This is a genomic window from Cyanobium sp. Candia 9D4 (assembly GCF_024346155.1).
Taxonomy (GTDB): domain Bacteria; phylum Cyanobacteriota; class Cyanobacteriia; order PCC-6307; family Cyanobiaceae; genus Cyanobium; species Cyanobium minutissimum.
The window spans coordinates 101,549-123,354 of record NZ_JAGQCK010000001.1 but is presented as its reverse complement, the minus strand read 5'-3'; the positions used below and the strand labels follow the sequence as shown (position 1 = coordinate 123,354).

The window sequence follows — 21,806 nt, the reverse complement described above, 5'->3', positions numbered from 1 at the left end:
TGCACCACAGCCATGCGCGGCTTCGCCCGCCGGCGGCTGGCGACGCTGGCCTGCCTGGGCCTGCTCCTGGTTCTGGCCCTGCTGGCGGGCCGCGGTTCTGCCGCGGCAACTGGGGCAGGGGGGCCTGCGCCGCTCCCCGGGGCGACGCCCCCCGGGGTGACACCCCGCGAGGTCACCATCCGCGTCGCCATGGCGGTGGACAACGTCTACCGCTTCTCCTCGCGGGAGAAGACCTTCAGCGTCGAGGGGACGCTGCGGCTGTCGGCACCGGCGGCGGTGCTGGGGCCGTGGCTGGCGGCGGGGGTGGATCCCATCACCCTGGTGCGCTTCCAGAACCTGGTGGAGCCCTGGGACTCCCTGCTGGAGGCCAGCAGCGGCCCGCTGCGGCTGGGGGCGTACCTGGGCCGCGACTACCGCTTCAACGGCAACTTCTATTCCGACGAGATTGACTACCGGGGTTACCCGTTCGGCACCCTGCCCCTGCAGATCCGCCTGGTGGCCGACCCCAGCTTCCCCGCCACAGTCGCCGAACCGCCCAGGATCCGGCTGGAGCCCGACCGCGCCGGCTCCGGGGTCAGCCGTCGCAGCAACATGAACGGCTACCGGCTGCGCAGCTGGCGCCTGTTCCCCAGCCAGGGCGGCGTGGAGATGGAGCTGCTCTACGACCCGATCGGCTGGGCGGCGCTGGTCAAGTGGCTGCTGCCCCTGACGATCACCATGGTGGTGATGCTGCTCACCCCCAACCTGCGGGCCGGCTTCAGCTCCGAGCGGCTGGCGATCCCACCGGTGATCCTGCTGACGCTGGTGTTCATGCAGCAGGCCTACCGCGACTCCCTGCCCTCCCTGCCCTATCTCACCGTGCTGGATGGGCTCTACGCCTTCTCCTACCTGGTGACCCTGGTGTTCTTCTGCGAGTTCATCTGGTGCGCCAACCGGCTCGATCGCCTCACCAGCGAGGGCGCTGGCCCGCTGCACCCACGGCTCGAGCGCCGGATCGAACGGCTGGAGCTGGGGCTGCAGCTGGCCAGCCTGGCCGGCTACGGGATGCAGCTGCTCTGGGCCCTGGGCCAGCGCTGAGACGGCCTGAGGCATTCAGTCGTCAGGCATTCAGTCGTCGGTGGGCTCCTCGGTGGGCTCCTCGCCGGCCACCGCATCCGCCGTGGCTTCAGGACCCCTGTCCGGGGTGGCTTCGCTGGCCACCGGCGTGGCCTCCACCGCATCGGCCGGCTCCTCCTCCTCGGCGGCCGGCGGCACCAGGACCACCTCGGTGAGGCGATCACCGGCATCCAGCTTCTGCAGCCGCACGCCGGTGGCCGCCCGCGACTGCTGGGGAATGGCGTCGGCCTTCATGCGCACGATCACCCCCCGCTCGCTCACCAGCAGCAGCTCCTCGCCGGCCCCGAGCACCTTGAGGCCCACCAGCACATCGCCGTCACGGCGGAACTTGATCGCCCGCAGTCCCATGCCGGCGCGGCGCTGCAGTCGGAACTGATCCACCGGTACCCGTTTACCCAGGCCGCTGGCGCTGGCCACCAGCACCCAGGGGCCCTCACTGGGGGCGACCTCGTCCCCCTCCTCCTCGTCGGCGCCGGCGTCAGCCGTGCTGGCGACACGGTCGGCCAGTTCCGCCGTGAGCACATCCATGCTCACCAGCTCATCGCCGGGTCGCAGGTTCATGGCCCGCACGCCGCGGGCACTGCGGCCCAGGGGGCGCAGTTCCTCGTCGCTGAGGCGGAAGTGGATCGTCATCCCCTTGAGGGAGCCGATCAGCACGCTGTCGCCGGGCAGGGCCAGCCGCACCCAGCGCAGGGCGTCGCCGTCCTCAAGGGAGATGGCGATCAGTCCGTTGGAGCGGATGTTGCTGAAGGCCGACAGACGGGTGCGCTTGATGTAGCCGCCGCTGGTGAGCATCACCAGCTGGACGTCGTCGTCGAAGGCGCTCACCGCCAGCAGGGAGGTGATGGCCTCTTCCCGCGGAATCGGCAGCAGCTGCACGATCGGCGTGCCCTTGGCGGAACGGCTGGAGATCGGCACCCGGTAGGCGGGAATGGAGTACACCACCCCCCTGTCACTGAACAGCAGCAGGGCGTCGTGGTCGTTGCAGCTGATGAACAGCTTCACCGCCTCCTCCCCCTGGCTGCGGGTGCCGGCCTTGCCGCGGGTGCCGCGGCTGGTGGCCTCGAACTCGCTCACCGGCATCCGCTTGAGGTAGCCGTTCTCGGTGAGCAGCACCACCGAGCGCTCATTGGCGATCAGGTCGATGTCTTCCAGGCCACCCTCGAGATCCAGGATCTCGGTGCGGCGGGGGGAGTCGTAACGGGTGCGGAGCACCTGGAGCTCCTCCCGGATCAGCCCGAGCACCCGCTCCTTGCGGCCGAGGATGTCCTTGTAGTCGGCGATCTTGGCGACGAGGTCGTCGTGCTCGAGGCGGATCTTGTCGGCCTCCAGGGCCGTGAGACGCCGCAGTTGCATCTGCAGGATGGCGTCCGCCTGGATCTCGCTGAGGCCGTGGCGCTCCTGCAGCTGGGCCCGGGCGGTGGCGGTGTCGGGGGCGGCCCGGATCAGGGCGATGATCGGATCGAGCTGGTCGAGGGCCAGCAGCAGACCCTGGAGGATGTGGTCGCGCTCCTCGGCCTTGCGCAGGAAATAGCGGGTGCGCCGCTCGATCGTCTCGATGCGGAACTCGAGGAACACCCGCAGCATCTTGCTGAGGGTCAGCAGCACCGGTTCCCCCTTCACCAGCGCCAGCATGTAGGCGCTGAAGTTGTTCTGCAGCGGCGTCAGCTTGAACAGGTTGTTCAGCACCACCTGGGGGTAGGCGTCACGGCGCAGCTCGATCACGATGCGCATGCCGTCGCGATCGCTTTCGTCGCGGATGTCGGCGATGCCCTCGAGCTTCTTGTCGTTGACCAGCTCGGCGATCCGCTCGATCAGGGAGGCCTTGTTGGTCTGGTAGGGGAGTTCGGTGATGATCACCGCGTCCCGATCGGGGCGGCCCTTGGCCTCCACCGTCTCGATCGAGGCCACGCCGCGCATGGTGATGGAACCGCGGCCGGTGGTGTAGGTCTCGCGGATGCCGCGGCGGCCGAGGATCTGGCCGCCGGTGGGGAAATCGGGCCCGGGGATGATGGCCATCAGGGCCCGGTCCTCGATCTCCGGATCGTCGATCAGGGCCAGCAGACCGTCGATCAGCTCGGTGAGGTTGTGGGGGGGGATGTTGGTCGCCATCCCCACGGCGATGCCGGAGGAGCCGTTGAGCAGCAGGTGCGGCACCCGGGCCGGCATCACGGTGGGTTCCTGCTGGGAGCCGTCGAAGTTGTCGATGTAGTCGACGGTCTCGGCTTCGATGTCCTCGAGCAGGCTGTCGGTGGTCAGGGCCTGCAGGCGCGATTCCGTGTACCGCATGGCGGCCGGCGGATCGTTGTCGACCGAGCCGAAGTTGCCGTGCCCGTCGATCAGGGGCATCCGCATCGAGAAGTCCTGGGCCATGCGCACCAGGGCGTCGTACACGGCCGTGTCGCCGTGGGGGTGGTACTTGCCGAGCACCTCCCCCACCACACGGGCACATTTCCGGTAGGGCCGATCGCTCGTGAGGCCGAGCTCGTACATCGCGTAGAGGATGCGCCGGTGCACCGGCTTGAGGCCGTCGCGGGCGTCGGGCAGGGCCCGGCCCACGATCACGCTCATCGCATACTCCAGGTAGGAGCGCGACATCTCATTGCGCAGGTCGGTCTGGATGATCCGTCCGTCGGAGTCGCCGGGGGTGGATTCACCGGGTCCGGTTGGATCCGCCATGCAAGACCGTATGGGGCACAACCCACTCTATCGATGACCCTGCCGGCCCGGAGTGAATCGGCCCTGCGCCAGCGCCAGCGCAAGGGCGTGCTGCGGGTGAGGGTGGCCGCCGACTTCCGCCGGCTGGTGGCCGAGGCGGGGCTGGCGGAGGCCTACGACGCCACCGACGTGGTGGTGGCTGCCAATGCCGAATTCACCGACCAGGGCAGCCTGCACCTCAACATCGGCCCCAGCGATCCCCCGATCCGCTTCCGGGACGCCCAGCTGGAGGCCCTCGGCGCCCAGAGCGGCGGCGGCGGCGGTGACCTGGTGCTGCCCATCGGGGGCGGGCTCGGGGAAGCCCGGCGGCAGGGGGGAGCCCACCTGCTCGACCGGCTCCTCCGCGGCGGCAGCGTGACCCTCACCGCCAGCGGGGAGGTCACCGCCCTGCACCCCCGCCGGGACCTGCAGACCCAGCTGGATCTGGAGCGGATCGGCTCCGGCCGGCTGCTGCTGCACCGGGGGATCACCGAGAACGGCCTGGTGGCCGTGAGCAGCACCGAAGGGGTGCTGCGCACTCCCTGGGGGCCCGTGCTGGGGCCGTTCGGCAATGCCCTGCACAGCTGCGGCGGCGCCGGCAGCATCGGCCTGACCATGCCGGGGCTGGCCCTGCTGGGACCGGGCTCGCCGGTGCTGGTGGCGGGGGCCATCGGCTGGGTGGTGGGCAGCGGCAGCGGCCACCAGCCCGGCGTGCCCCGCTCCGCCGGCGGCCAGGCCCTCAGCCCCGGGGCGGTGGCGGCGGTGAGCGTGGAACTGCACGGCCTGCGGCCCGAATGGCTGCGGCCCTGCTTCTTCGAGGGCCACGGCGCCGCCCTGCTGGTGGGCCTGGCGGCTCCGATCCCCCTGATCAACGAAGCGGTGGCCCGCCAGGCCGCCTGCGGTGACGAGGACCTGGAGGCGCCGGTGCTGGATGTCTCCATTCCGCGCCGTCTGCGGCCACGGCTTGGATCGGTCAGCTACGCCCGGCTCAGGTCCGGCCGGATCCAGGTGGAGGGGCGCCGCGTCACCGCCGCTCCGGCCCACAGCCCGCGGCTGGCGGAGGCGATCGGCGCCGAGCTGGTCACCTGGCTGCTGGAGGACCGCTTTCCGCTGCGCCTGCCGGTCCGGCCCCTTTCCGGCCGCCCTGGGCTGATCCCCATCGACAGCTGAACTCCCTTCACAGCTCCGGGGCGGCGGGGGAAAACGGCCGTAAGCTCCGCCGTGTGCTTCCGGCGCCTGCCATGGCCGAGACCCCCTTCAGCCCCGAGCCTCAGGAGAACGGACCTTCGGCGCAGCCGTGGGCGATGGAGCCGGCCGTGACCACACCGGACGTCGCGATCCATCAGCCGGAGCCCCTGGCCCACGAGGCGGAGCATGCGGCCCCCGAGCCCGAAGCGGAACCGGAACCGGCCCAGGAACCCATCCTGGCCGGTTTCGAGCCGCTGGCCGAGGCCGACAGCGAGATCCCGTCGCCCGCCCCGGAGCCGGTGCCGGCACCGGTCAGCGAGCCGGAACCCGGCATCACCGCCACCCTGGAGGTGCCGCCCCTGGAGGGCTCCGCCGAGCCAGGCGGCGAAGGTGGCGGCGAGTTTGATCTCCTGCTGCAGAAGATCAGGGAATGGCTCGGCAGTGGCGAACTGCAGGCCCAGTGGCAACGGTTCCGCGGCCCCCTCAAGGGGCTGGCGATCCTGATCGGGGTGGTGCTGCTGCTGCGGGTCTACGCCTCCCTGATCGGCACCCTCGACAGTCTGCCCCTGGTGGGTGGCCTGCTGGAGCTGGTGGGCCTGATCGCCTCGGTCCGGTTCACCGCCACCCGGCTGGTGCGCAAGAGCGACCGGGATCAGGTCTTCGCCGACTGGAGCCGCCGTTGGAACGATTTCCGGGGCCAGGGGTGAGCCTGCGCCCACTCCCGGGCCGGGGCCGTCGCGGACCGGTTGATAGTTTGTGCCCACTGTGTCCGTCCAACGGTGAACATTCAGCTCGGTCGCTCCCGGACCGTACGCCGCGCCTACGGCATCGATGAGATCGCTCTGGTCCCGGGCGGTCGCACCGTCGATCCCGAGGTGACCGACAGCAGCTGGAGCCTGGGGGGGATCCAGCGGGAAATCCCGATCATCGCCAGCGCCATGGACGGGGTGGTGGATGTGGGCATGTGCATCGAGCTCACCCGTCTGGGGGCACTCGGGGTGCTCAACCTCGAAGGCGTCCAGTGCCGCTACGACGATCCCGAACCGGTGCTCGAAAAGATCGCCTCGGTGGGCCGTGAGGAGTTCGTGGGCCTGATGCAGGAGCTCTACAGCCAGCCGGTCCGCGAGGACCTGGTGCGGCAGCGGATCAGCGAGATCAAGGCCGGCGGCGGCATCGCCGCCGTGAGCGCCACCCCGGCGGCCGCCCTGCGCTTCGGGGCGGCGGTGGCCGAATCGGGCGCCGACCTGTTCTTCGTGCAGGCCACGGTGGTCTCCACCGAGCACATCGGCCCCGAAGGCCGCCAGACCCTCAACCTGGCCGCCCTCTGCCGCGACCTCGGGGTCCCGGTGGTGATCGGCAACTGCGTCACCTACGACGTCACCCTGCAGCTGATGCGGGCGGGGGCCGCCGGGGTGATGGTGGGCATCGGCCCCGGAGCCGCCTGCACCTCCCGGGGGGTGCTCGGCGTCGGCATTCCCCAGGCCACGGCCGTGGCCGACTGCGCCGCCGCCCGGGATGACTACGAGCGGGAGAGTGGCCGCTACGTGCCGGTGGTGGCCGACGGCGGCATCGTCACCGGCGGCGACATCTGCAAGTGCCTGGCCTGCGGGGCCGATGCGGTGATGATCGGCTCCCCCATCGCCCGGGCCGCCGAAGCCCCCGGCCGCGGTTTCCACTGGGGGATGGCCACCCCCAGCCCCGTGCTGCCCCGGGGCACCCGCATCAAGGTGGGCACCACCGGCAGCCTCGAGAAGATCCTGCGCGGCCCGGCCGGCCTCGACGACGGCACCCAGAACCTGCTGGGCTGCATCCGCACCTCCATGGGCACCCTCGGAGCCCGCACCCTCAAGGAGATGCGTGAGGTGGAGGTGGTGGTGGCACCGTCCCTTCTCACCGAGGGCAAGGTGTACCAGAAGGCCCAGCAGCTGGGCATGGGCAAGTAGGTCGTCCCAGGTCTGGACGCCACGGCCTCAAGGCGAGATGGGGGCTAACCTCTGGATGTGGGGGCTCCGGCTCGCACACTCCTCACACCCCCCGGCCCGGCGTGTCCGGGCTTTTTGTCTTCTGCCGCCGCCTGCCGGCGGCCCTGGCTTCCGCTACGGCCTGCAACGCTGGCCCCATTCCCGGGAAGGGCGGCCGAACCCGGTTGCTAGATTCACTACATCCCGAGTCTGCAAGGAATGTCCAGCGCCGCTGCCGTCACCGACGCCTCCTTCGAGCAAGACGTGCTCAAGAGTGATGTGCCCGTGCTGGTTGATTTCTGGGCACCCTGGTGCGGCCCCTGCCGCATGGTGGCGCCGATCGTCGATGAGATCGCCAAGGAATACGAGGGGAAGATCCGCGTCTACAAGCTGAACACCGACGAGAATCCCAACGTCGCCAGCCAGTACGGCATCCGCAGCATTCCCACCCTGATGCTCTTCAAGGGTGGCCAGAAGGTCGACACCGTGGTGGGTGCCGTTCCCAAGAACACCCTCTCTGGCACCATCTCCAAGTACCTCTGACCCAGCTCCGCTGACGCCGCCCCTCTCCCCGAATCCCCCGCCGGCGGCGGGCATCAGCCCCCTTCAGGCCCTCGCCGAAGCCCTCCGCGGCCATCCCCAGCGCCGCCAGATCGAGCGTGCCGTGGTGTCCCTGCTGCAGGTGGCGCGCCAGGAGAAGGAGGAGGAGGAGTGGCGTCTGATCGCCGGCTGTCTGGCCGACATCAGCGAGGCCCTCGAGGTGTTCCGCCCCAGGCGCAGTGCCCGCAAGATCAGCGTCTTCGGCTCCGCCCGCACCCGCCGCGACGATCCCTGCTACCTGCTGGCCGAAGAGGTCGCCCGCCAGGCGGTGCAGGCCGGCTTCGAGGTGATGACGGGGGCCGGGGCGGGCGTGATGGAGGGCGCCAACAGTGGCGCCGGGTGCGATCACAGCATCGGTCTCAACGTGGATCTGCCCTTCGAGCAGCATCCCAATCCCTACGTGAGTGCCTGCGACGGGCGCCTCCTCTACTTCCGCTACTTCTTCACCCGCAAGCTGTTCTTCCTGATGGAGAGCGATGCGCTCGTGGTGATGCCCGGGGGATTCGGCACCCTCGATGAACTGTTCGAGTGCCTCACCCTCATCCAGACCGGTCGCACCTCCCCCATTCCCCTGGTGCTGCTCTCCCCGGAGGGCGACGATTTCTGGAAGGTCTGGAAACGCAACGTGCATCAGGAACTCGCCACCCGGGGCCTGATTTCCCCGGAGGACGTGGATCTGATGGTGGAAGCCACCACCGCTGAGGCGGCGGTGGCCCACATCTGCCGGTTCTACCGGGTGTTCCACAGCGCCCAGCTGGGGCAGGACCGCATCGAGCTGCTGCTCAACGCTGAGGTGCCCCGTGACCTGCTGCCGGAGCTGAACCGACGCTTCGCCGATCTGCTGGAGGAGGGCGCCATCCAGACCGGCGAGGGGGTCGACGACAACGGTCTGCTGCGGCCCTGCCTGTGGCTGCGCTTCGACAAACGCCGCGTCGGTCGGCTTTATCAGTTCATCGACCACCTCAACGGCCTCGACCTGCCGGCCTCTCCGGCCCTGGAGCATCCGGCCGAGCGGGTCCCGAGCGTCAGCCAGCCATGACCCGCATCGGCCTGATCGACTACGGCATGGGCAACCTGCATTCGGTGCAGCGCACCTTCGGGCGGCTCGGTGCCGAGCTGGTGAGCGTCCACGGCCCGGCGGATCTGGAGGCCTGCGAGGCCCTGGTGCTGCCGGGCGTCGGTGCCTTCGATCCCGCCATGGAGCGGCTGCGATCGGCCGGGCTGGAGCCGGCCCTGCGTCGCTCCTGCGCCAGCGGCCGCCCGCTGCTGGGGATCTGCCTGGGCCTTCAGCTGCTGTTCGAGGCCAGCGAGGAAGGCAAAACGGATGGCCTGGGTGTGCTGGCCGGGCGCGTCCGCTCCCTGCCGCGGCTGGCGGGCCACCCCCTGCCCCACATGGGCTGGGCCCCTCTGATTCCGGCCACCGCCAGCCCGCTGCTGCCGGCCGCCACCCCGGAGGCCTGGGTCTACTTCGTGCACTCCTTCGCCGCCGAGCCGGCCGAGGCCACGGCCAGCACGGCCCTTGTCGACTACGGCGGCACCCCGGTGACGGCGGCGGTCTGGCAGGGGACCATCGCCGCCTGCCAGTTCCACCCGGAGAAGTCCGGCCCCGTGGGCGAAGCGATGCTGCGGCGCTGGATCGACTGGGTCGGCTCCCTGTGACGCTGCGGCTGAGCGGCGGGCGCCGGCTGCAGAGTCCCCCCGGCAGCACGGCCCGACCCACCGCCTCGCGGGTGCGGCTGGCGGTGATGAACCTGCTGGCCGCCCGGGTCCCCGGCAGCCGCTGGCTGGATCTCTGCTGCGGCAGCGGCGTGATGGCCTGCGAGGCCCTGCAGCGGGGCGCCTCCGAGGTGGTGGCCGTGGAGCGGGATCGCCGCATCGCCGCCGTGGCCCGGGCCAATCTGGAGCTGGTGCGGCGCGACCATCCACCGTCGCCGGAGGATTCCCCCCGCTGCCGCGTGGACGGCGACGAGGTGCTGCGCTGGCTGGCGCGCCGCGGCGAGGCCCCCTTCGATCTGATCTACGCCGATCCGCCCTACGCCGCCGGCCTGTACGGGCCGATCGCGGCGGCGGTGCTCAGCGGCGGCTGGCTGGTTCCCGGAGGCATTCTGGTGTGGGAGTGCGCCAGTGACGCGGTGCCGGAGCTGCCGCCGGGATGGCAGGGCCGCGATCAACGCCGCTACGGCGGAACCACGGTGGTGCTGCTGGAGGCGCCCGCCGCCGCCGGCAAGGCCGAGCTCACCGCTGCCTGTGGGGACTAGCGGGCCGCCCTGCCGTGGGGCGGTGTTGCGGGTCGATGGGTGCCCTTCGAGGGATGGCCGCCATCCCGAACGGAAGGAGGGTTCCGGAGCCCGCCGCCCTGTCCGGGGCAGCCGGACTGGCTAGGGTGTGTTCAAACGAACGCTCAGCCCCCCAGGGCGCTTCCCCGGCGGTACTGATTCCAGGCCGCCACGAACAGACCCACGAGCGTCACGGGGATCAGTCCAAGCACGATGCCGCAGAGGAGGGGTTCGATCATGGAGGGGCCGTCAGTTCTGGCGATGCACAATTCTTCCACGACCACCGCCGGCATCGCGAGCCCAACTCCAGCACTGTGATCAGTCCGTCCTCCACCACCCCGGCCGCCGCGACGCCCTCTGCCCCCATCGGAGGTGAACAGGTTCCCGCCCAGCGCCGCAGCCTGGTGGCGGCCCTGGCGACGCTGGCGGCGGTGGCCTGCATCCTGCTGCTGGCGGTGGTGGTGCTGCCGGCGGCCCGCAGCGATCCCTACACCCGCCAGACCCTGGAGCTCACCGGCTCGGCCACCGACGGGGGCCGCCTGTTCCGGCTGAACTGTGCCGGCTGCCACGGGCTGGCCGCCCAGGGACTGGTGGGACCCGATCTGCACGGCGTCGATCGGCGCAAGAACGATCGCCAGCTGATCCAGCAGGTGGTCAGCGGCCGGACCCCGCCGATGCCCAGCTTCCAGCCCGAACCCCAGGCCATGGCCGACCTGCTGGCCTTCCTGCACTCCCTGCCTTGATCCCCAAGCTGGTCCTGGTGGAACCGGCCGGCCCCCTGAACGTGGGCAGCGTGGCCCGGCTCTGCCGCAACTACGGCATCGAGGATCTGCGCCTGGTGGCTCCGCGCTGCGATCCCCTCGGCGAGGAGGCCCGACTCATGGCCGTCAAGGGGCTGCCCCTGCTGCAGCGGGCGACCGTCTTTCCCACCCTGGCCGCCGCCCTGGCCGACTGCGGGCGGGTGGTGGCCGCCTCCGGCCGACCGGAGGGCGAGCCCCTGCCCCTGGAGGACCCGGAGGACGCCCTGGCCTGGCTGCTGGCGGGCGAGCAGCGGGCCCTGCCGTCGGCCCTGGTGTTCGGCCGGGAGGACCGGGGGCTGAGCAACGACGAGTTACTGCAGGCGGGCCGGCTGCTGCAGATTCCCACCCCCACCGCCCACGGCTCCCTCAACCTCTCCCACGCCGTGGCGGTGGTGCTGCACGACCTGCACCGCCTCGGGCGCCGGGGCCCGGCGCGGGTGCCCCCGCCTTCCCCGCCCGCTGCCGCCGGGGAAGGCCCCTGCCCCCGGGGGGTGCTGGAGGCCATGCTCGACGACGCCCGGGAGCTGCTGCTGGAGGTCGGCTTCCTGCTGCCCCACACGGCCGCCGCCCGGATGGCCAAGCTGCGGGCCCTGCTGCAGCGCGGTCAGGTCAGTGGCCCGGAGGTGGCCCTGCTGCGGGGCATGGTGTGCCAGTTGCGCTGGGCGAGCCGTCGCCCTTTCCCTTCTGCCCAGGACAACTAGCGTCGGACATCGCCCCAACGTCCTGCTTCCGTGAGCGCTGGCCGTCCAACCCGTCCCCGCAGCAACCCCTGGCTCCGCCCGGTGGGGCTGGTGCTGCGACTGATCGTGCTCGGGGTGGGTCTGGGGGTGATCGTCGGCACCGCCCTCAAGCTGATGGCGCCGCGCCTGGTCCAGGGGGCGCTCGGTACGCCGGCACCGGCGACACCGGTGGCGACGAAACCCGGCAGCGGCCCCATGGCCCTGGGACGGTTCGAACCGCGCCAGGAACTCGTCGGCCTCAGCCAGCAGTGGGCCCGGCTGGCGGCGGCCCAGAAGGGTCTGACCGCCAGTGCCTTCCTGCTGGTGCTGGATGACGGCCGCTACGCCGAGCTGCAGCCGGATCTGCCCCTGTCGGCGGCCAGTTCGATCAAGGTGCCGATCCTCCTGGCGGGCCTGGAGGATCTCGACCGCGGCAAGCTGCGCTGGAACGAGCCCATGCCGCTCACCAAGGAGGTGGTGGGCGGCGGCGCCGGCTGGATGGCCAGCAAGCCCCTGGGAACCCGCTTCCCCTTCTTCGAGGCGGCCACCGAGATGATCCGGGTGAGCGACAACACCGCCACCAACCTGCTGATCCGCCGCCTCGGCGGCAAGACCGAGCTCAACAGCCGCTTCCGCAGCCTCGGCCTGACGGCCACGGTGGTCAACAACTGGCTCCCGGACCTGGACGGCACCAACACCACCAGCTCCCGTGATCTGGCCCGATCCATCGCCCTGGTGGACACCGGCGACAAGCTCACGCCCCGGGCCCGTGACCTGTTCCGCGAGATCATGGGCACCTCCCGCACCAACACCCTGATCCCGCTCGGGTTGCTGATGGGCCTGGGCAAGGACTCCTCCGATCCCGACAGCGAGCTGCTGCCGGAGGGCATCACCGTTTACAACAAGACCGGCGACATCGGCATCGCCTACTCCGACACCGCCCTGATCCAGATGCCCAACGGCCAGCGGGCCGTCCTGGCCGTGATGGTGAAGGGTCCGTTCAACGATCCCCGCTCCGCCGAGCTGATCCGGTCGATGGCCGGGGCCGTCACCAAAACCCTCGTCAAACGCTGATGAACGCCCCCATCCGCGCCCTGGCGCTGCCCGCCCTCGCTCTGGCCGCCCTGGGCGGCCCGCTGCTGGCCCAGCCGCAACCCGCCCCAACGCCGCCGGTGCTGCGCCCGGGGACGGTGGCCCCCCTGCCGGGCCGGCTGGACGCCGTGCCGATGGTGAACGACAACAACCCCGAGGTGATCAAGGGTCCCGGCATCCTGCTGTCCACCTTCGATGGCCAGCGGGGTTACGCCGGGCGGCCCCTGGGCGTGCCATCAGCGCACCTGAACGCGGCCGTCAGCGGCCCCTTCGAGCTGTTCAGCCATCACATCTACGCCGGCACCCCCGAAAGCCTCGACTCCACCCTCTGGCTGGCGGTGGTGGCGGCCCCGCGGGGCAGCGGCCCGGTGAAGCTGCGGACCGTGGCCGGCTCCACCGCCCTGTCCCAGTCGGTGGACCCCGACCAGCCCTCGGCCCCCTTCCTGCCCCTGCCGGCCCTGATGGAGCAGGGCAGCACGCCGATCTGGGCCGGCCCCGGCAGCCGGGTGGCCACCGAGCTGCTGGCCCGGCAGCGCAGCCCCCTGGTGCCGGAGGGCTGGACGCTGCCAGCGGGGCAGCTCAGCACCCTGATGGTGCTGCCGCTGCCGGTGCGCGGCCTCGATCCGCTGCTCAACGGCCTCAACCTGCAGCTGCGCCTCCACAGCGACGGTCCGGTGGATGTGGCCACCCTGGCCGCCTTCGGCCCCGTGGATCGCCCGCCGGATCCGGCCGTCTGGCAGCGCCTGCTGCAGGGCGGCCTCAGCCCGAAGGAGCACAGCCCCAGCCCCCGTGGGGCCAGCGGTCCGATGATCTATTCCCGCGTCAGCGGGGTGCAGGAGGGCAGCGCCTGGGTGGGGCGGATCACCGATCCGGGCCGGCCGACCCTGTCGGTGAGCCGGGCACCGATCTCCTGGCCGATCGCGTCCCTGGAGCGGGGCACCCTGGGCACCGGCCAGGTGCAGACGGCCCCCCTGCGCGCCTTCTACCCGGGCACCGCCTGGGCGGCCCACGGCAACTACGGCGTCACCTACGACCTCAGCCTGCCGCTGCGCAACGACACCCCCCGGCCGGTGCAGCTGGCCCTGGCCCTGGAATCGCCCATCAAGACCGACCAGCCCCTGGGCGGCCTGCGCTTCAACACAACCCCGGCGCGGGCGGTGATGTTCCGGGGCACCGTGGAGGTCAGCGGCCTCGACAACGCCGCCGGCGGGCCGGGGGGACGGCGGCGGTTCCACCTGGTGCTGCGGGCCGGCCAGGAGGGCCCGCCCCTGGGCACGGTCAGCCTGCGCCCCGGCCAGGAACGGCAGCTGCGGGTGCGGCTCATCTACCCGGCCGATGCCACCCCGCCCCAGGTGCTGTCACTGATTCCGGTGGTGAAGCCGGTGGCCCCTGGGACTGCTCCGGTGGCGGCCCCAGGGGCGGCTGTGAAACAATCCGGGGCTCCGCCCGCAAGCCGTCCGTGACGCCAACCAGGAAGCGCAGGGTCTTCCCCTTCACCGCCATCGTCGGCCAGGAGGAGATGAAGCTGGCGCTGCTGCTCAACGTGATCGATCCCCGCATCGGCGGGGTGATGATCATGGGCGACCGGGGCACGGGCAAATCGACCACCATCCGGGCCCTGGCCGATCTGCTGCCGGCGATCGACGTGGTGGCCGGCGACCCCTACAACAGCTCGCCCAGCGACCCCGACCTGCAGAGCAGCGAGGTGCGCCAGCGGGCCGAGCGGGGCGAACAGCTGCCGGTGGAGGCCCGCCAGGTGCCGATGGTCGACCTGCCGCTGGGGGCCACCGAAGACCGCCTCTGCGGCACCATCGACATCGAGAAGGCCCTCAGCGAGGGCGTGCGCGCCTTCGAGCCGGGGCTGCTGGCCAAGGCCAACCGCGGCCTGCTCTACGTCGACGAGGTGAACCTGCTCGACGACCACCTGGTGGACGTGCTGCTGGATTCGGCCGCCTCGGGCTGGAACACGGTGGAACGGGAGGGGGTGTCGGTGCGGCACCCGGCCCGCTTCGTGCTGATCGGCTCCGGCAACCCGGAGGAGGGTGAGCTGAGGCCCCAGCTGCTGGATCGCTTCGGCATGAGCGTGGAGGTGCGCACCGTGCGCGACCCGGAGCTGCGGGTGCAGGTGGTGGATCAGCGCACCAGCTTCGATGCCGACCCCGACAGCTTCAGCGACCGGCTGCAGAGCACCCAGGAGGCCCTGCAGGCCCGGGTGGTGGAGGCCCAGGAGCGGCTGCCCCAGGTGGCCATCGACGATGAGCTGCGCATCCGCATCTCGGCGGTCTGCGGCGAGCTGGACGTGGACGGCCTGCGGGGCGACATCGTCACCAACCGGGCCGCCCGGGCCCTGGCCGCCTTCGAGGGCCATCTCGAGGTGAGCGACGACGACGTGGCCCGGGTGGTGGCCTGCTGCCTGCGCCACCGACTGCGCAAGGACCCCCTCGAGCAGATCGACTCCGGCGAGCGGGTGGTGAAGACGTTCTGCAAGGTGTTCGACCGCCCCGCCGGCGACCCCTCCGCCTTCCAGCTGGCCCTGGCGGGGTGAGGATTCTGGGCATCGATCCCGGCCTGGCGCGCGTCGGCTACGGGGTGATCGATGTGGAAGGTCGCTCCACCGCGGGAGGCGGCCATCAGCGCCTGCTCGACTGCGGCATGATCCGCACCGAACCCGGCCGCAGCGACGGGGATCGGATGGTGGAGATCGCCCGCGATCTGCGGGTGATCGTGCGCCGCTGGCGACCCCAGCTGGCGGCGGTGGAGAAATTCTTCTTCTACCGCTCCAGCACCACCATCGCGGTGGTGCAGGCCCGGGGGGTGGTGATGATGACCCTGGCCCGCTTCGCCGTTCCGGTGGTGGAGTTCCCGCCGATGCAGATCAAGCTGGCCCTGGCCGGCTCCGGCCACGCTGAGAAGGACGAGGTGCTGGCGGCGGTGATGCGGGAGCTGAATCTGGAACATCCCCCCCGCCCCGACGACGCCGCCGATGCCCTGGCGGTGGCGCTGACGGGGTGGTTTCAGCGCTGACGACCGGCGATGGGCGATCCTGATCGTCAGTCATGCGTCCTGGGATGGAGGGGTCCGAGAAATCCCAGCTGCGGCGGCGATTTCGCCGGACACGCCGGCTGAGCCTTCCGGAGGCGGCCGCCGGCATCGTGGCGGTCGCCAGCAGGGAACTGCCTGGCCGGGTACGGCCTGGCCACCATCTGGGGCTCTACTGGCCCCTGGCTGCGGAGCCCGACCTGAGAATCCTGGCGGAGCGGGCGCCCGGGCCCCTGGCCCTGCCCGCCGTCCGCCCCGGAGCGGGCCTGATCTATCTTCCCTGGAGCTCGGGGGATCCGTTAGCCCCCGATGCCTGTGGCATCGCCGCCCCGCTGGATGGCCCCCCGCTGGAGCCGGAGGCCCTCGGCCTCCTGCTGGTGCCAGCGCTGGCGGTGTCACCCGCAGGGCTGCGGCTCGGATCGGGCGGGGGCTGGTACGACCGGCTGCGGGCCGATCCCCGCTGGCGGGCCGTGCCGGCCCTGGCGGTTCTGCCGGCGGCCTGCGTCGCCGCCACGCTGCCATCGGATCCCTGGGACATTCCATTGTCCGGCTGGCTGGATGAGGAGGGCCTGCACTGGATCGAGCCGGCGGCAGGAAACATTGCAACCCATGAACCAACGGGACCGGTGGAAGCAGGCACGGCCGCCCTTTGCCAAGATCCACCTAGCCATTCATTGCGCTGTTGGACCTGACCTCCAGAGGCTCCCGATCCCTGACTCACGCGGGCAGGAGCGACAACAGCCTGGCTCTCACTGCCGCTGAACGCGTGCTGGCGGCCGAGCTTCAGAACCGCAGTGACGACAACAATGCTCTCTCGATGATGGTGAGCTCGATGGCCCGGATGGTCCAGGCGGGGAAAATGCGGGATAGTCGCTGGAAAGCCTCCTGAGGTTTCCCATGGCGCGTCGGTTCGTGTTTCTGGCCCTCCTGGGTGGTGCCGCCGCCTTGATGACCCCCGTCGTCCGGGCCCACGGCATCCAGAGCACCCTCGAGTATTTCCCTTCCGCCGGTGGCGGCACACTGGAGCTTGAGAGCCACTTCTCCAGCGGGGATCCGGCCCGTGATGCCACCGTCAAGCTGCTGCCGCCGGATGGGGGTGAAGCCATCGCGATCGGCAGGACAGGCCCCGACGGGCGCCTCACCTTCACCCTTCCGCCGGGGGCCCGCAGCGACTGGGAGATCCAGGTGGATGCGGGTCCGGGGCACCGGGACTATCTGTCGCCAGAGGATGCTGGCCGACTCCCAGCCCCCGCCGGCCTCACCAGTGAGGCAGCAGGGACGGTCCGTCGTCTGAACCGCTGGAGTGGTCCGCTCCCCTGGGCCCTCACCGGCCTCGCGCTGATCGGCGGGCTGGGCTTTGCCGTACGTCATGGCAAGCGGTCCTGAATCGATAAGATCGGGCCATGAGCTACGGCAGTCCGACGCTTGATCATCTGGTGGATCGCCTGAGCGGCACCCAGGATCCACGCCGTCGCTATGAATTCGTGCTCTGGCTGGCCAGAAAGCTCCCACCCCTGCCCGAGGACTTCCGGCAGGACGCCTTCAAGGTGAAGGGCTGTGTCTCCCAGGTGTACGTGGTGGGGCAGCTGGCCAACGGCACCCTGCACTGGCAGGGAGATTCCGATGCCCAGATCACCAAGGGGCTGCTGGCCCTGCTGATCCAAGGGATGGACAATCTGACGCCGGAACAGGTGACGGCGATTGATCCCTCGTTCCTGGCCGCCACGGGCCTGCAGGCCAGCCTCACCCCGTCCCGGGCCAATGGATTCCTGAACATCTTCCGGACCATGCAGGCCCAGGCGGCACGGCTGGCGGCCGGCCCGCTGACGGCCGAACCCTCCAGTTGAACGCGACGGAGAGTGCCTGGCAGAGGAGAGGGAGCCCCCCTGCCCAGGACGACGTCCAGGCCCCTGGGGGCAAAAAAAAACCCTGCTCTTTCGAGCAGGGTCGGGAAATCCGGGCGGATCCCGGCCAGGGTGAGTGCCGAATCAGGCGGAAACGGCGGCCGACTTGACGCGCTTGCGCAGACGACGGGAGTAGCCGAAGGCGATGCCGGCGCCGAGAATCGGGAGAGGTCCGGGGACATTCTCAGTACTAACGTCGACCTGACCGGAGTAGGAACCTGTGGTATTTGCAGAAGTGTCCTGGAAGGTGAAACCACCGCCAGTAACAACAACTGGCACCGAAAGCCCGTTCACGAAGGCAGTGGCAGCCGGAGGACGATTCTGCTGGAGATCGACGTTAACCGTGAAAATTCCGCCAACTGGAGCTCCCTGGCTGACCAAGAAACGATCGCCGGCAAAGAGACCGATGGTAACTCCGTTGGAGTATGTGAAAGAAGCGTTACTGCCAATGGTGTAGAAAGCCGCACCAGGCGCCACAGGAGCTTCGTAGGTGAACAGGACAGTAGGGGATGTCACCCCAAGGAAATCAGCTCCGCCTGTGAATGGGGGGATAAAGACGCCAGTGGCACCTACAACCGTGGAGGTAAAGGGAACTGGATTGAAAAGAACGGAGAAGGTGTCTGTACCGTCATTGACGTTGACTTGGGAGGCAAAGTCGGCAGTGATACCCGAAAATGCCGCCGAACCGGTGAGGGCCTTGGCGGAAGGGGCGCCGATGGTGAGGGCGCCGGTAATGGCGGCCGCCGGCAGGATGAAGTTCAGGACAGCCCTTCCTTTAAGGAGAGCTTGGAGAGTAGGTGCCATGGGGGGAGGTCACGGTGCACTAGGCCACCGAATAGTAGGGCATGAATGGGAGCTTAACCGATCCGGTGGAAGCCTGTTGGAAAACCGCAACAACCCCTAGGGCGAGCTGCGGCGCCACCCCAGGGACGAAGCGGCAATCCCCCCGGGGCCGTAGGCAGGCCGCTAGGTGTGTAGTGCCACCAGGTTGTTCCGGCTGACGAAGGGGTGTGAGGTCGACAGGCTTGTGGTGCGACCCAACAGCCCCCGGCCTCACGACAAATGCATACACACCCCAATGCCCGGCTGAGACCGATCGGGGTACGCCTGATCGGCCAGCTTCTGGAGGAGCGCAGGAGCCTCGCTCAGCTGGCCGCTGACCACGGGATAAGTGAGCGCACCCCTAGCAAGTGGCTGGCGCACTTTCGTTCTGACGGGCCAGCGGCTCTGGCGGATCAACGCAGCGTGCGCCGCGCCCAGCGACGGACGCTCAGTTTGAAGCACCTGTAGCGGGCCGTGGACCTCAGGCACCAGCCCTGCACCCTCCGGAGTAACGCCTGGCTGCTGCTGGTACCGAACCAGGGCCCTGGCCAGGGCGATGCGGCGCCTGGGGCTGAACCGACTGCGGAAACATGATCCCAAACCACCGGTGCAGCGGCAGCTGGCTAGGTTTGAGCGTATCGGCCACCGGATCACCGGCGATCCGCGCAAGAGCAGCTCCCTGGGCGCTCGCTACGAGAGGGTCCATATGGCCGTGGATGACGACACCCGTCTGTCCTAGGAGGCTGCTGAAAAACCCATCCAGCCGCGCGAGGATTACCCAACGGCATTGAGTGGATGCGCGGCCAGCAGGAGCGGACCGGTCCTTAATTCACTTACGTCGCCACCGAGGAGCGAATCCCCAGGGCCCATCCCCTGCGGCAGGTGAGGCGGCTGGCGGATCAGGCGCTGGATCGGCTGAAGCCATCCTTCTGCAGGCTCTACTCCGAGGGCGGGCGCCCATCAATCCCACCGGAGCGACTCCTGCTGGCCTTGTTGCTGCAGGCGATCTACGGAATCCGCTCGGAGCGGGTGTTGATGGAGCAGCTGGACTACAACCTCTTGTTCCGCTGGTTCGTTGGACTGAACCCTGACGCCCCCATCTGGCATCCGACCACCTTCACGAAAAAACCGTGACCGGTTGCTCAATGAGGAGCTCATGGCTTGGTTCCTGGAGCTGCTGCTGGCCTCAGCGGAGGTCAAGCCATTGCTGAGTTCTGAGCACTTCTCGGTGGATGCCACCCTGCTGCGGGCCTGGGCCTCCCACAGCTCACTGGAGCGGATCGATGGCACCGACGACGATCCGCCACCACCCAGTAGCGGCAATGGCTTTGGCTCCTCTCCCGCCAAGGGGAAGAAGCCAGCCAAAGGCGATTTCAGAGGTTTGCTGCTCTCCAATCAGTCCCACCGTTCCAACAGTGATGGCGAGGCGCGGCTGTTCCGCAAGTCGAACAGCACCGGGGCCTATCTCAGCTACCTGGGCCATTGCCTTATGGAGAACCGCCACGGCCTGGTGGTGGCCAGTGAGGTCACCCCAGCGGATGGTTATGGGGAGCGTGCCGCAGCGGTGCGCATGGCCCGGACGCTCCGCGGGGCTCACCGGAAGACACTGGCCGCCGACAAGGGCTACGACACCAGAGATTTCGTGGCCGACATCCGCTTTGCAGGCCTCACGCCCCATGTGGCGCAGAACATCCAGGCCCGCCGTCGCTCCGCCATCGACGGACGCACCGCCCGCCATCAGGGCTACAGCAAGTCAATCAATGCCAGGAAGCGGATTGAGCAGGTGTTTGGCTGGATCAAACAGGCCGCCGGACTGCGGCAACTCAAGGCCAGAGGACGAACCAGGATGGGAGCAGTGTTCCGACTGCATGTGGTGGCTTACAACCTGATCCGCCTGCCCGATCTGCTCAGCTCGCGGGAGGCGCTGGCATGAAACGGGAGTTGATGGGCGATCAGAGCCGATTCACTCCTGAGCGAGGGGAGCGGAGACCAGCAGGAATGGTGCGATCTGCCGAGCGAACATCCCAGATGGCGCGGACCCTTGCCAACGGAAGCGGAAGCAGCGGGGAGGCGCTCACTTGGGCTGCTATTTCAGCAGCCTCCTAGGGGCCAACGGCACGCCCCGGATCCACGGGGTGAGTGCCACCGCTGCCGCCCCCCGCCCCCGGATTTGGGGTCGGATCCGGGAGATAACCGGGAAACGAACTGCCAGCCAACTGCTTGATTTCATCCGTATTCAGGAGAAGTCGATGCAGCCTTCCCGACAATTTTCATACTCCAAGGACAAGATTTGCCTAGATTGCATCTGACAAAGCGTGAAATTTACAGAACTTCGGAAGAATCCAATTCAAGGGGCTTTCCAGTCCATTACGGCCTGTCTTCCGAACCGACAAGGCTGGAGCCGCTGCTGATCCCTTCAGAACAATGATTTCCCTACCGATCACCCCAGCCACCGCCCAACCCGCTCGCACGATGGCGGGCAGCCTTCGCCGACTGCTGCAGCGCCTCGTGGCGGATCCCGCGCCGCTGGAACGAACCATTTCCGGCACACTCGCCCAGCGATCCTTGGTGGCAGCCGCCAACACCGGGATTCTCGATGCCCTGATCGATCACCCTGGCAGTGGTAGCCAGGAACTGGCCAGCCTCTGCCATTGCTCACCTGACGGGGTGGACATCCTGCTCCAAGCCCTAGCGGGGGCCGGCTTGCTATCCCGCTGCGGCCGCGGCTGGAGGGTGCGGCGCGCCTACACACCGCTGCTGAAAAAGGAGGCCTTCCTGCGTTCCTGGCTTAACTACTCCGACGCCGTCATCGCCCCCGCCCTGCTTTCCTTGGAGGACAGCGTCCGGAATGGCAAGCCGGAAGGCCTCAGCAGGCTGTACGGCCATGATCGGCAGAACTTCTATGCAGCCGTGGCCAACGATCCCGTCAACGGTCCGATCTTCTCGACGTTCATGCGGGCCTACAGCAACATCAACCGGGAGGCCGTCGCCCGCCACAGCGTCTTCTCCGGCCACGTGAAGATCCTGGATCTCGGTGGTGGGGACGGCGACCTGGCCATGGCCATCGCCACGCACCATCCGGAAGCCCAGGTGACGGTGGCGGATCTCCCTGTGGTGATTGAGCGGACCAGCCAATCGTTCTCCACCCATCCGCACGCCTCCCGACTGCAGACGGTCGGAGTGGATCTGCTGCAGGATCCCCTTCCCGGGGGTTACGACATCATCCTCTGTGCCCACGTCATCGATATCCTGTCGCCTGAGGAAATCAGCGGCCTGCTTGGAAAGGTGCGCAAAGCGCTCTCACCGAAGGGAAAACTGGTGGTGTTCACACCCGTCACCGCCGACCATGGCCGCGGACCGCTGATCAACAGCCTGATGGGCATCTACTTTCTCGCCCTGGCCCGCGGGAAGGGGCGCTTCTACAGCACCAGGAAATTGCGGGAGATCGCTGCAGGCTGCGGCTTCAAAGCCTTCCGCGATATCCCCCTGCCCTGTGATGAAGTTCTACTCATCGGAGAAAGGGGGAACTGATCCGGTACTTGGTCACCAAAAAAGTGGTTGGAGAATCTCCAACCACTTTTCCTTGTGACAC

General features: G+C 69.2%; 22 protein-coding genes and 1 pseudogene. 20 read left to right on the top strand and 3 right to left on the bottom strand.

The window, feature by feature from the left end; all coding sequences use genetic code 11:
* Positions 1-12 precede the first annotated feature (12 nt).
* On the top strand, positions 13-1,077 hold the full coding sequence (locus KBZ08_RS00590) for a hypothetical protein (RefSeq protein ID WP_254970545.1): 1,065 nt from the start codon (positions 13-15) through the stop codon (positions 1,075-1,077).
* A gap of 30 nt (positions 1,078-1,107) precedes the next feature.
* Here the strand turns inward: KBZ08_RS00590 and gyrA are convergent, their stop codons facing one another.
* On the bottom strand, positions 1,108-3,795 hold the full coding sequence (gene gyrA / locus KBZ08_RS00585; protein WP_106220474.1) for a DNA gyrase subunit A: 2,688 nt from the start codon (positions 3,793-3,795) through the stop codon (positions 1,108-1,110).
* A 33-nt stretch (positions 3,796-3,828) separates the two neighbouring features.
* Here gyrA and KBZ08_RS00580 point away from each other — a divergent pair, with 33 nt between their 5' ends.
* The 7 genes from KBZ08_RS00580 (at position 3,829) to rsmD (ending at position 9,820) form a co-directional block, all read left to right on the top strand.
* Entirely contained in the window at positions 3,829-4,983 is a 1,155-nt protein-coding gene (locus KBZ08_RS00580; RefSeq protein WP_254970542.1) for a homocysteine biosynthesis protein, read from the top strand.
* Positions 4,984-5,054: 71 nt separating this feature from the next.
* Complete coding sequence (locus KBZ08_RS00575) at positions 5,055-5,708, top strand: CAAD domain-containing protein (protein ID WP_254970540.1); 654 nt, start codon at positions 5,055-5,057, stop codon at positions 5,706-5,708.
* 72 nt (positions 5,709-5,780) lie between these two features.
* Complete coding sequence (locus KBZ08_RS00570) at positions 5,781-6,944, top strand: GuaB3 family IMP dehydrogenase-related protein (RefSeq protein ID WP_254970538.1); 1,164 nt, start codon at positions 5,781-5,783, stop codon at positions 6,942-6,944.
* 237 nt (positions 6,945-7,181) lie between these two features.
* On the top strand, positions 7,182-7,505 hold the full coding sequence (gene trxA, locus KBZ08_RS00565) for a thioredoxin (RefSeq protein ID WP_015110798.1): 324 nt from the start codon (positions 7,182-7,184) through the stop codon (positions 7,503-7,505).
* 121 nt (positions 7,506-7,626) lie between these two features.
* Positions 7,627-8,601, top strand: coding sequence for an LOG family protein (locus KBZ08_RS00560; RefSeq protein WP_254970536.1), 975 nt, complete (start codon positions 7,627-7,629; stop codon positions 8,599-8,601).
* Positions 8,598-9,221 (top strand): imidazole glycerol phosphate synthase subunit HisH, encoded by a 624-nt coding sequence (gene hisH / locus KBZ08_RS00555; protein WP_106220470.1) that lies wholly within the window; start codon positions 8,598-8,600, stop codon positions 9,219-9,221. The genes KBZ08_RS00560 and hisH overlap by 4 nt, the downstream gene beginning before the upstream one ends.
* On the top strand, positions 9,218-9,820 hold the full coding sequence (gene rsmD / locus KBZ08_RS00550; RefSeq protein ID WP_254970525.1) for a 16S rRNA (guanine(966)-N(2))-methyltransferase RsmD: 603 nt from the start codon (positions 9,218-9,220) through the stop codon (positions 9,818-9,820). Before hisH ends, rsmD begins: the two co-directional genes overlap by 4 nt.
* A gap of 143 nt (positions 9,821-9,963) precedes the next feature.
* Here the strand turns inward: rsmD and petG are convergent, their stop codons facing one another.
* Positions 9,964-10,077, bottom strand: a complete 114-nt coding sequence (gene petG / locus KBZ08_RS00545; protein WP_015110794.1) for a cytochrome b6-f complex subunit V — start codon at positions 10,075-10,077, stop codon at positions 9,964-9,966.
* Positions 10,078-10,152: 75 nt separating this feature from the next.
* Between petG and KBZ08_RS00540 the strand changes: the two genes are divergently transcribed.
* The 9 genes from KBZ08_RS00540 (at position 10,153) to KBZ08_RS00500 (ending at position 17,335) form a co-directional block, all read left to right on the top strand.
* The gene (locus KBZ08_RS00540) at positions 10,153-10,581 is read left to right on the top strand and encodes a cytochrome c (RefSeq protein ID WP_254970523.1); all 429 of its coding nucleotides are present in this window, start codon (positions 10,153-10,155) and stop codon (positions 10,579-10,581) included.
* Positions 10,578-11,339, top strand: coding sequence for an RNA methyltransferase (locus tag KBZ08_RS00535; RefSeq protein ID WP_254970521.1), 762 nt, complete (start codon positions 10,578-10,580; stop codon positions 11,337-11,339). The genes KBZ08_RS00540 and KBZ08_RS00535 overlap by 4 nt, the downstream gene beginning before the upstream one ends.
* A gap of 30 nt (positions 11,340-11,369) precedes the next feature.
* Complete coding sequence (locus KBZ08_RS00530; protein ID WP_254970519.1) at positions 11,370-12,431, top strand: serine hydrolase; 1,062 nt, start codon at positions 11,370-11,372, stop codon at positions 12,429-12,431.
* Positions 12,431-13,912 carry a DUF3370 domain-containing protein gene (locus KBZ08_RS00525; protein ID WP_254970518.1) on the top strand — a complete coding sequence of 494 codons (1,482 nt, stop codon included), beginning with the start codon at positions 12,431-12,433 and terminating at the stop codon, positions 13,910-13,912. Before KBZ08_RS00530 ends, KBZ08_RS00525 begins: the two co-directional genes overlap by 1 nt.
* Positions 13,909-14,994 carry a magnesium chelatase ATPase subunit I gene (gene bchI / locus KBZ08_RS00520; RefSeq protein ID WP_106220465.1) on the top strand — a complete coding sequence of 362 codons (1,086 nt, stop codon included), beginning with the start codon at positions 13,909-13,911 and terminating at the stop codon, positions 14,992-14,994. Before KBZ08_RS00525 ends, bchI begins: the two co-directional genes overlap by 4 nt.
* Positions 14,991-15,473, top strand: coding sequence for a crossover junction endodeoxyribonuclease RuvC (ruvC, locus tag KBZ08_RS00515; RefSeq protein ID WP_254970515.1), 483 nt, complete (start codon positions 14,991-14,993; stop codon positions 15,471-15,473). The genes bchI and ruvC overlap by 4 nt, the downstream gene beginning before the upstream one ends.
* Before the next feature lie 44 nt (positions 15,474-15,517).
* Positions 15,518-16,180 carry a 5-formyltetrahydrofolate cyclo-ligase gene (locus KBZ08_RS00510; protein ID WP_254970514.1) on the top strand — a complete coding sequence of 221 codons (663 nt, stop codon included), beginning with the start codon at positions 15,518-15,520 and terminating at the stop codon, positions 16,178-16,180.
* A 205-nt stretch (positions 16,181-16,385) separates the two neighbouring features.
* Positions 16,386-16,874: a hypothetical protein gene (locus KBZ08_RS00505; protein ID WP_254970512.1), complete on the top strand. Its 489-nt coding sequence runs from the start codon at positions 16,386-16,388 to the stop codon at positions 16,872-16,874.
* A gap of 17 nt (positions 16,875-16,891) precedes the next feature.
* Entirely contained in the window at positions 16,892-17,335 is a 444-nt protein-coding gene (locus KBZ08_RS00500) for a SufE family protein (protein WP_254970510.1), read from the top strand.
* 141 nt (positions 17,336-17,476) lie between these two features.
* On the opposite strand, the gene KBZ08_RS00495 is transcribed toward KBZ08_RS00500, so the two are convergent.
* On the bottom strand, positions 17,477-18,196 hold the full coding sequence (locus tag KBZ08_RS00495) for a hypothetical protein (protein WP_254970508.1): 720 nt from the start codon (positions 18,194-18,196) through the stop codon (positions 17,477-17,479).
* A gap of 258 nt (positions 18,197-18,454) precedes the next feature.
* Between KBZ08_RS00495 and KBZ08_RS00490 the strand changes: the two genes are divergently transcribed.
* The 3 genes and pseudogenes from KBZ08_RS00490 (at position 18,455) to KBZ08_RS00480 (ending at position 21,745) form a co-directional block, all read left to right on the top strand.
* The gene (locus tag KBZ08_RS00490; RefSeq protein ID WP_254970507.1) at positions 18,455-18,682 is read left to right on the top strand and encodes a helix-turn-helix domain-containing protein; all 228 of its coding nucleotides are present in this window, start codon (positions 18,455-18,457) and stop codon (positions 18,680-18,682) included.
* A 387-nt stretch (positions 18,683-19,069) separates the two neighbouring features.
* Positions 19,070-20,147, top strand: a pseudogene (locus KBZ08_RS00485) (IS5 family transposase).
* 539 nt (positions 20,148-20,686) lie between these two features.
* Complete coding sequence (locus tag KBZ08_RS00480) at positions 20,687-21,745, top strand: acetylserotonin O-methyltransferase (RefSeq protein ID WP_254970506.1); 1,059 nt, start codon at positions 20,687-20,689, stop codon at positions 21,743-21,745.
* Positions 21,746-21,806: the final 61 nt, after the last annotated feature.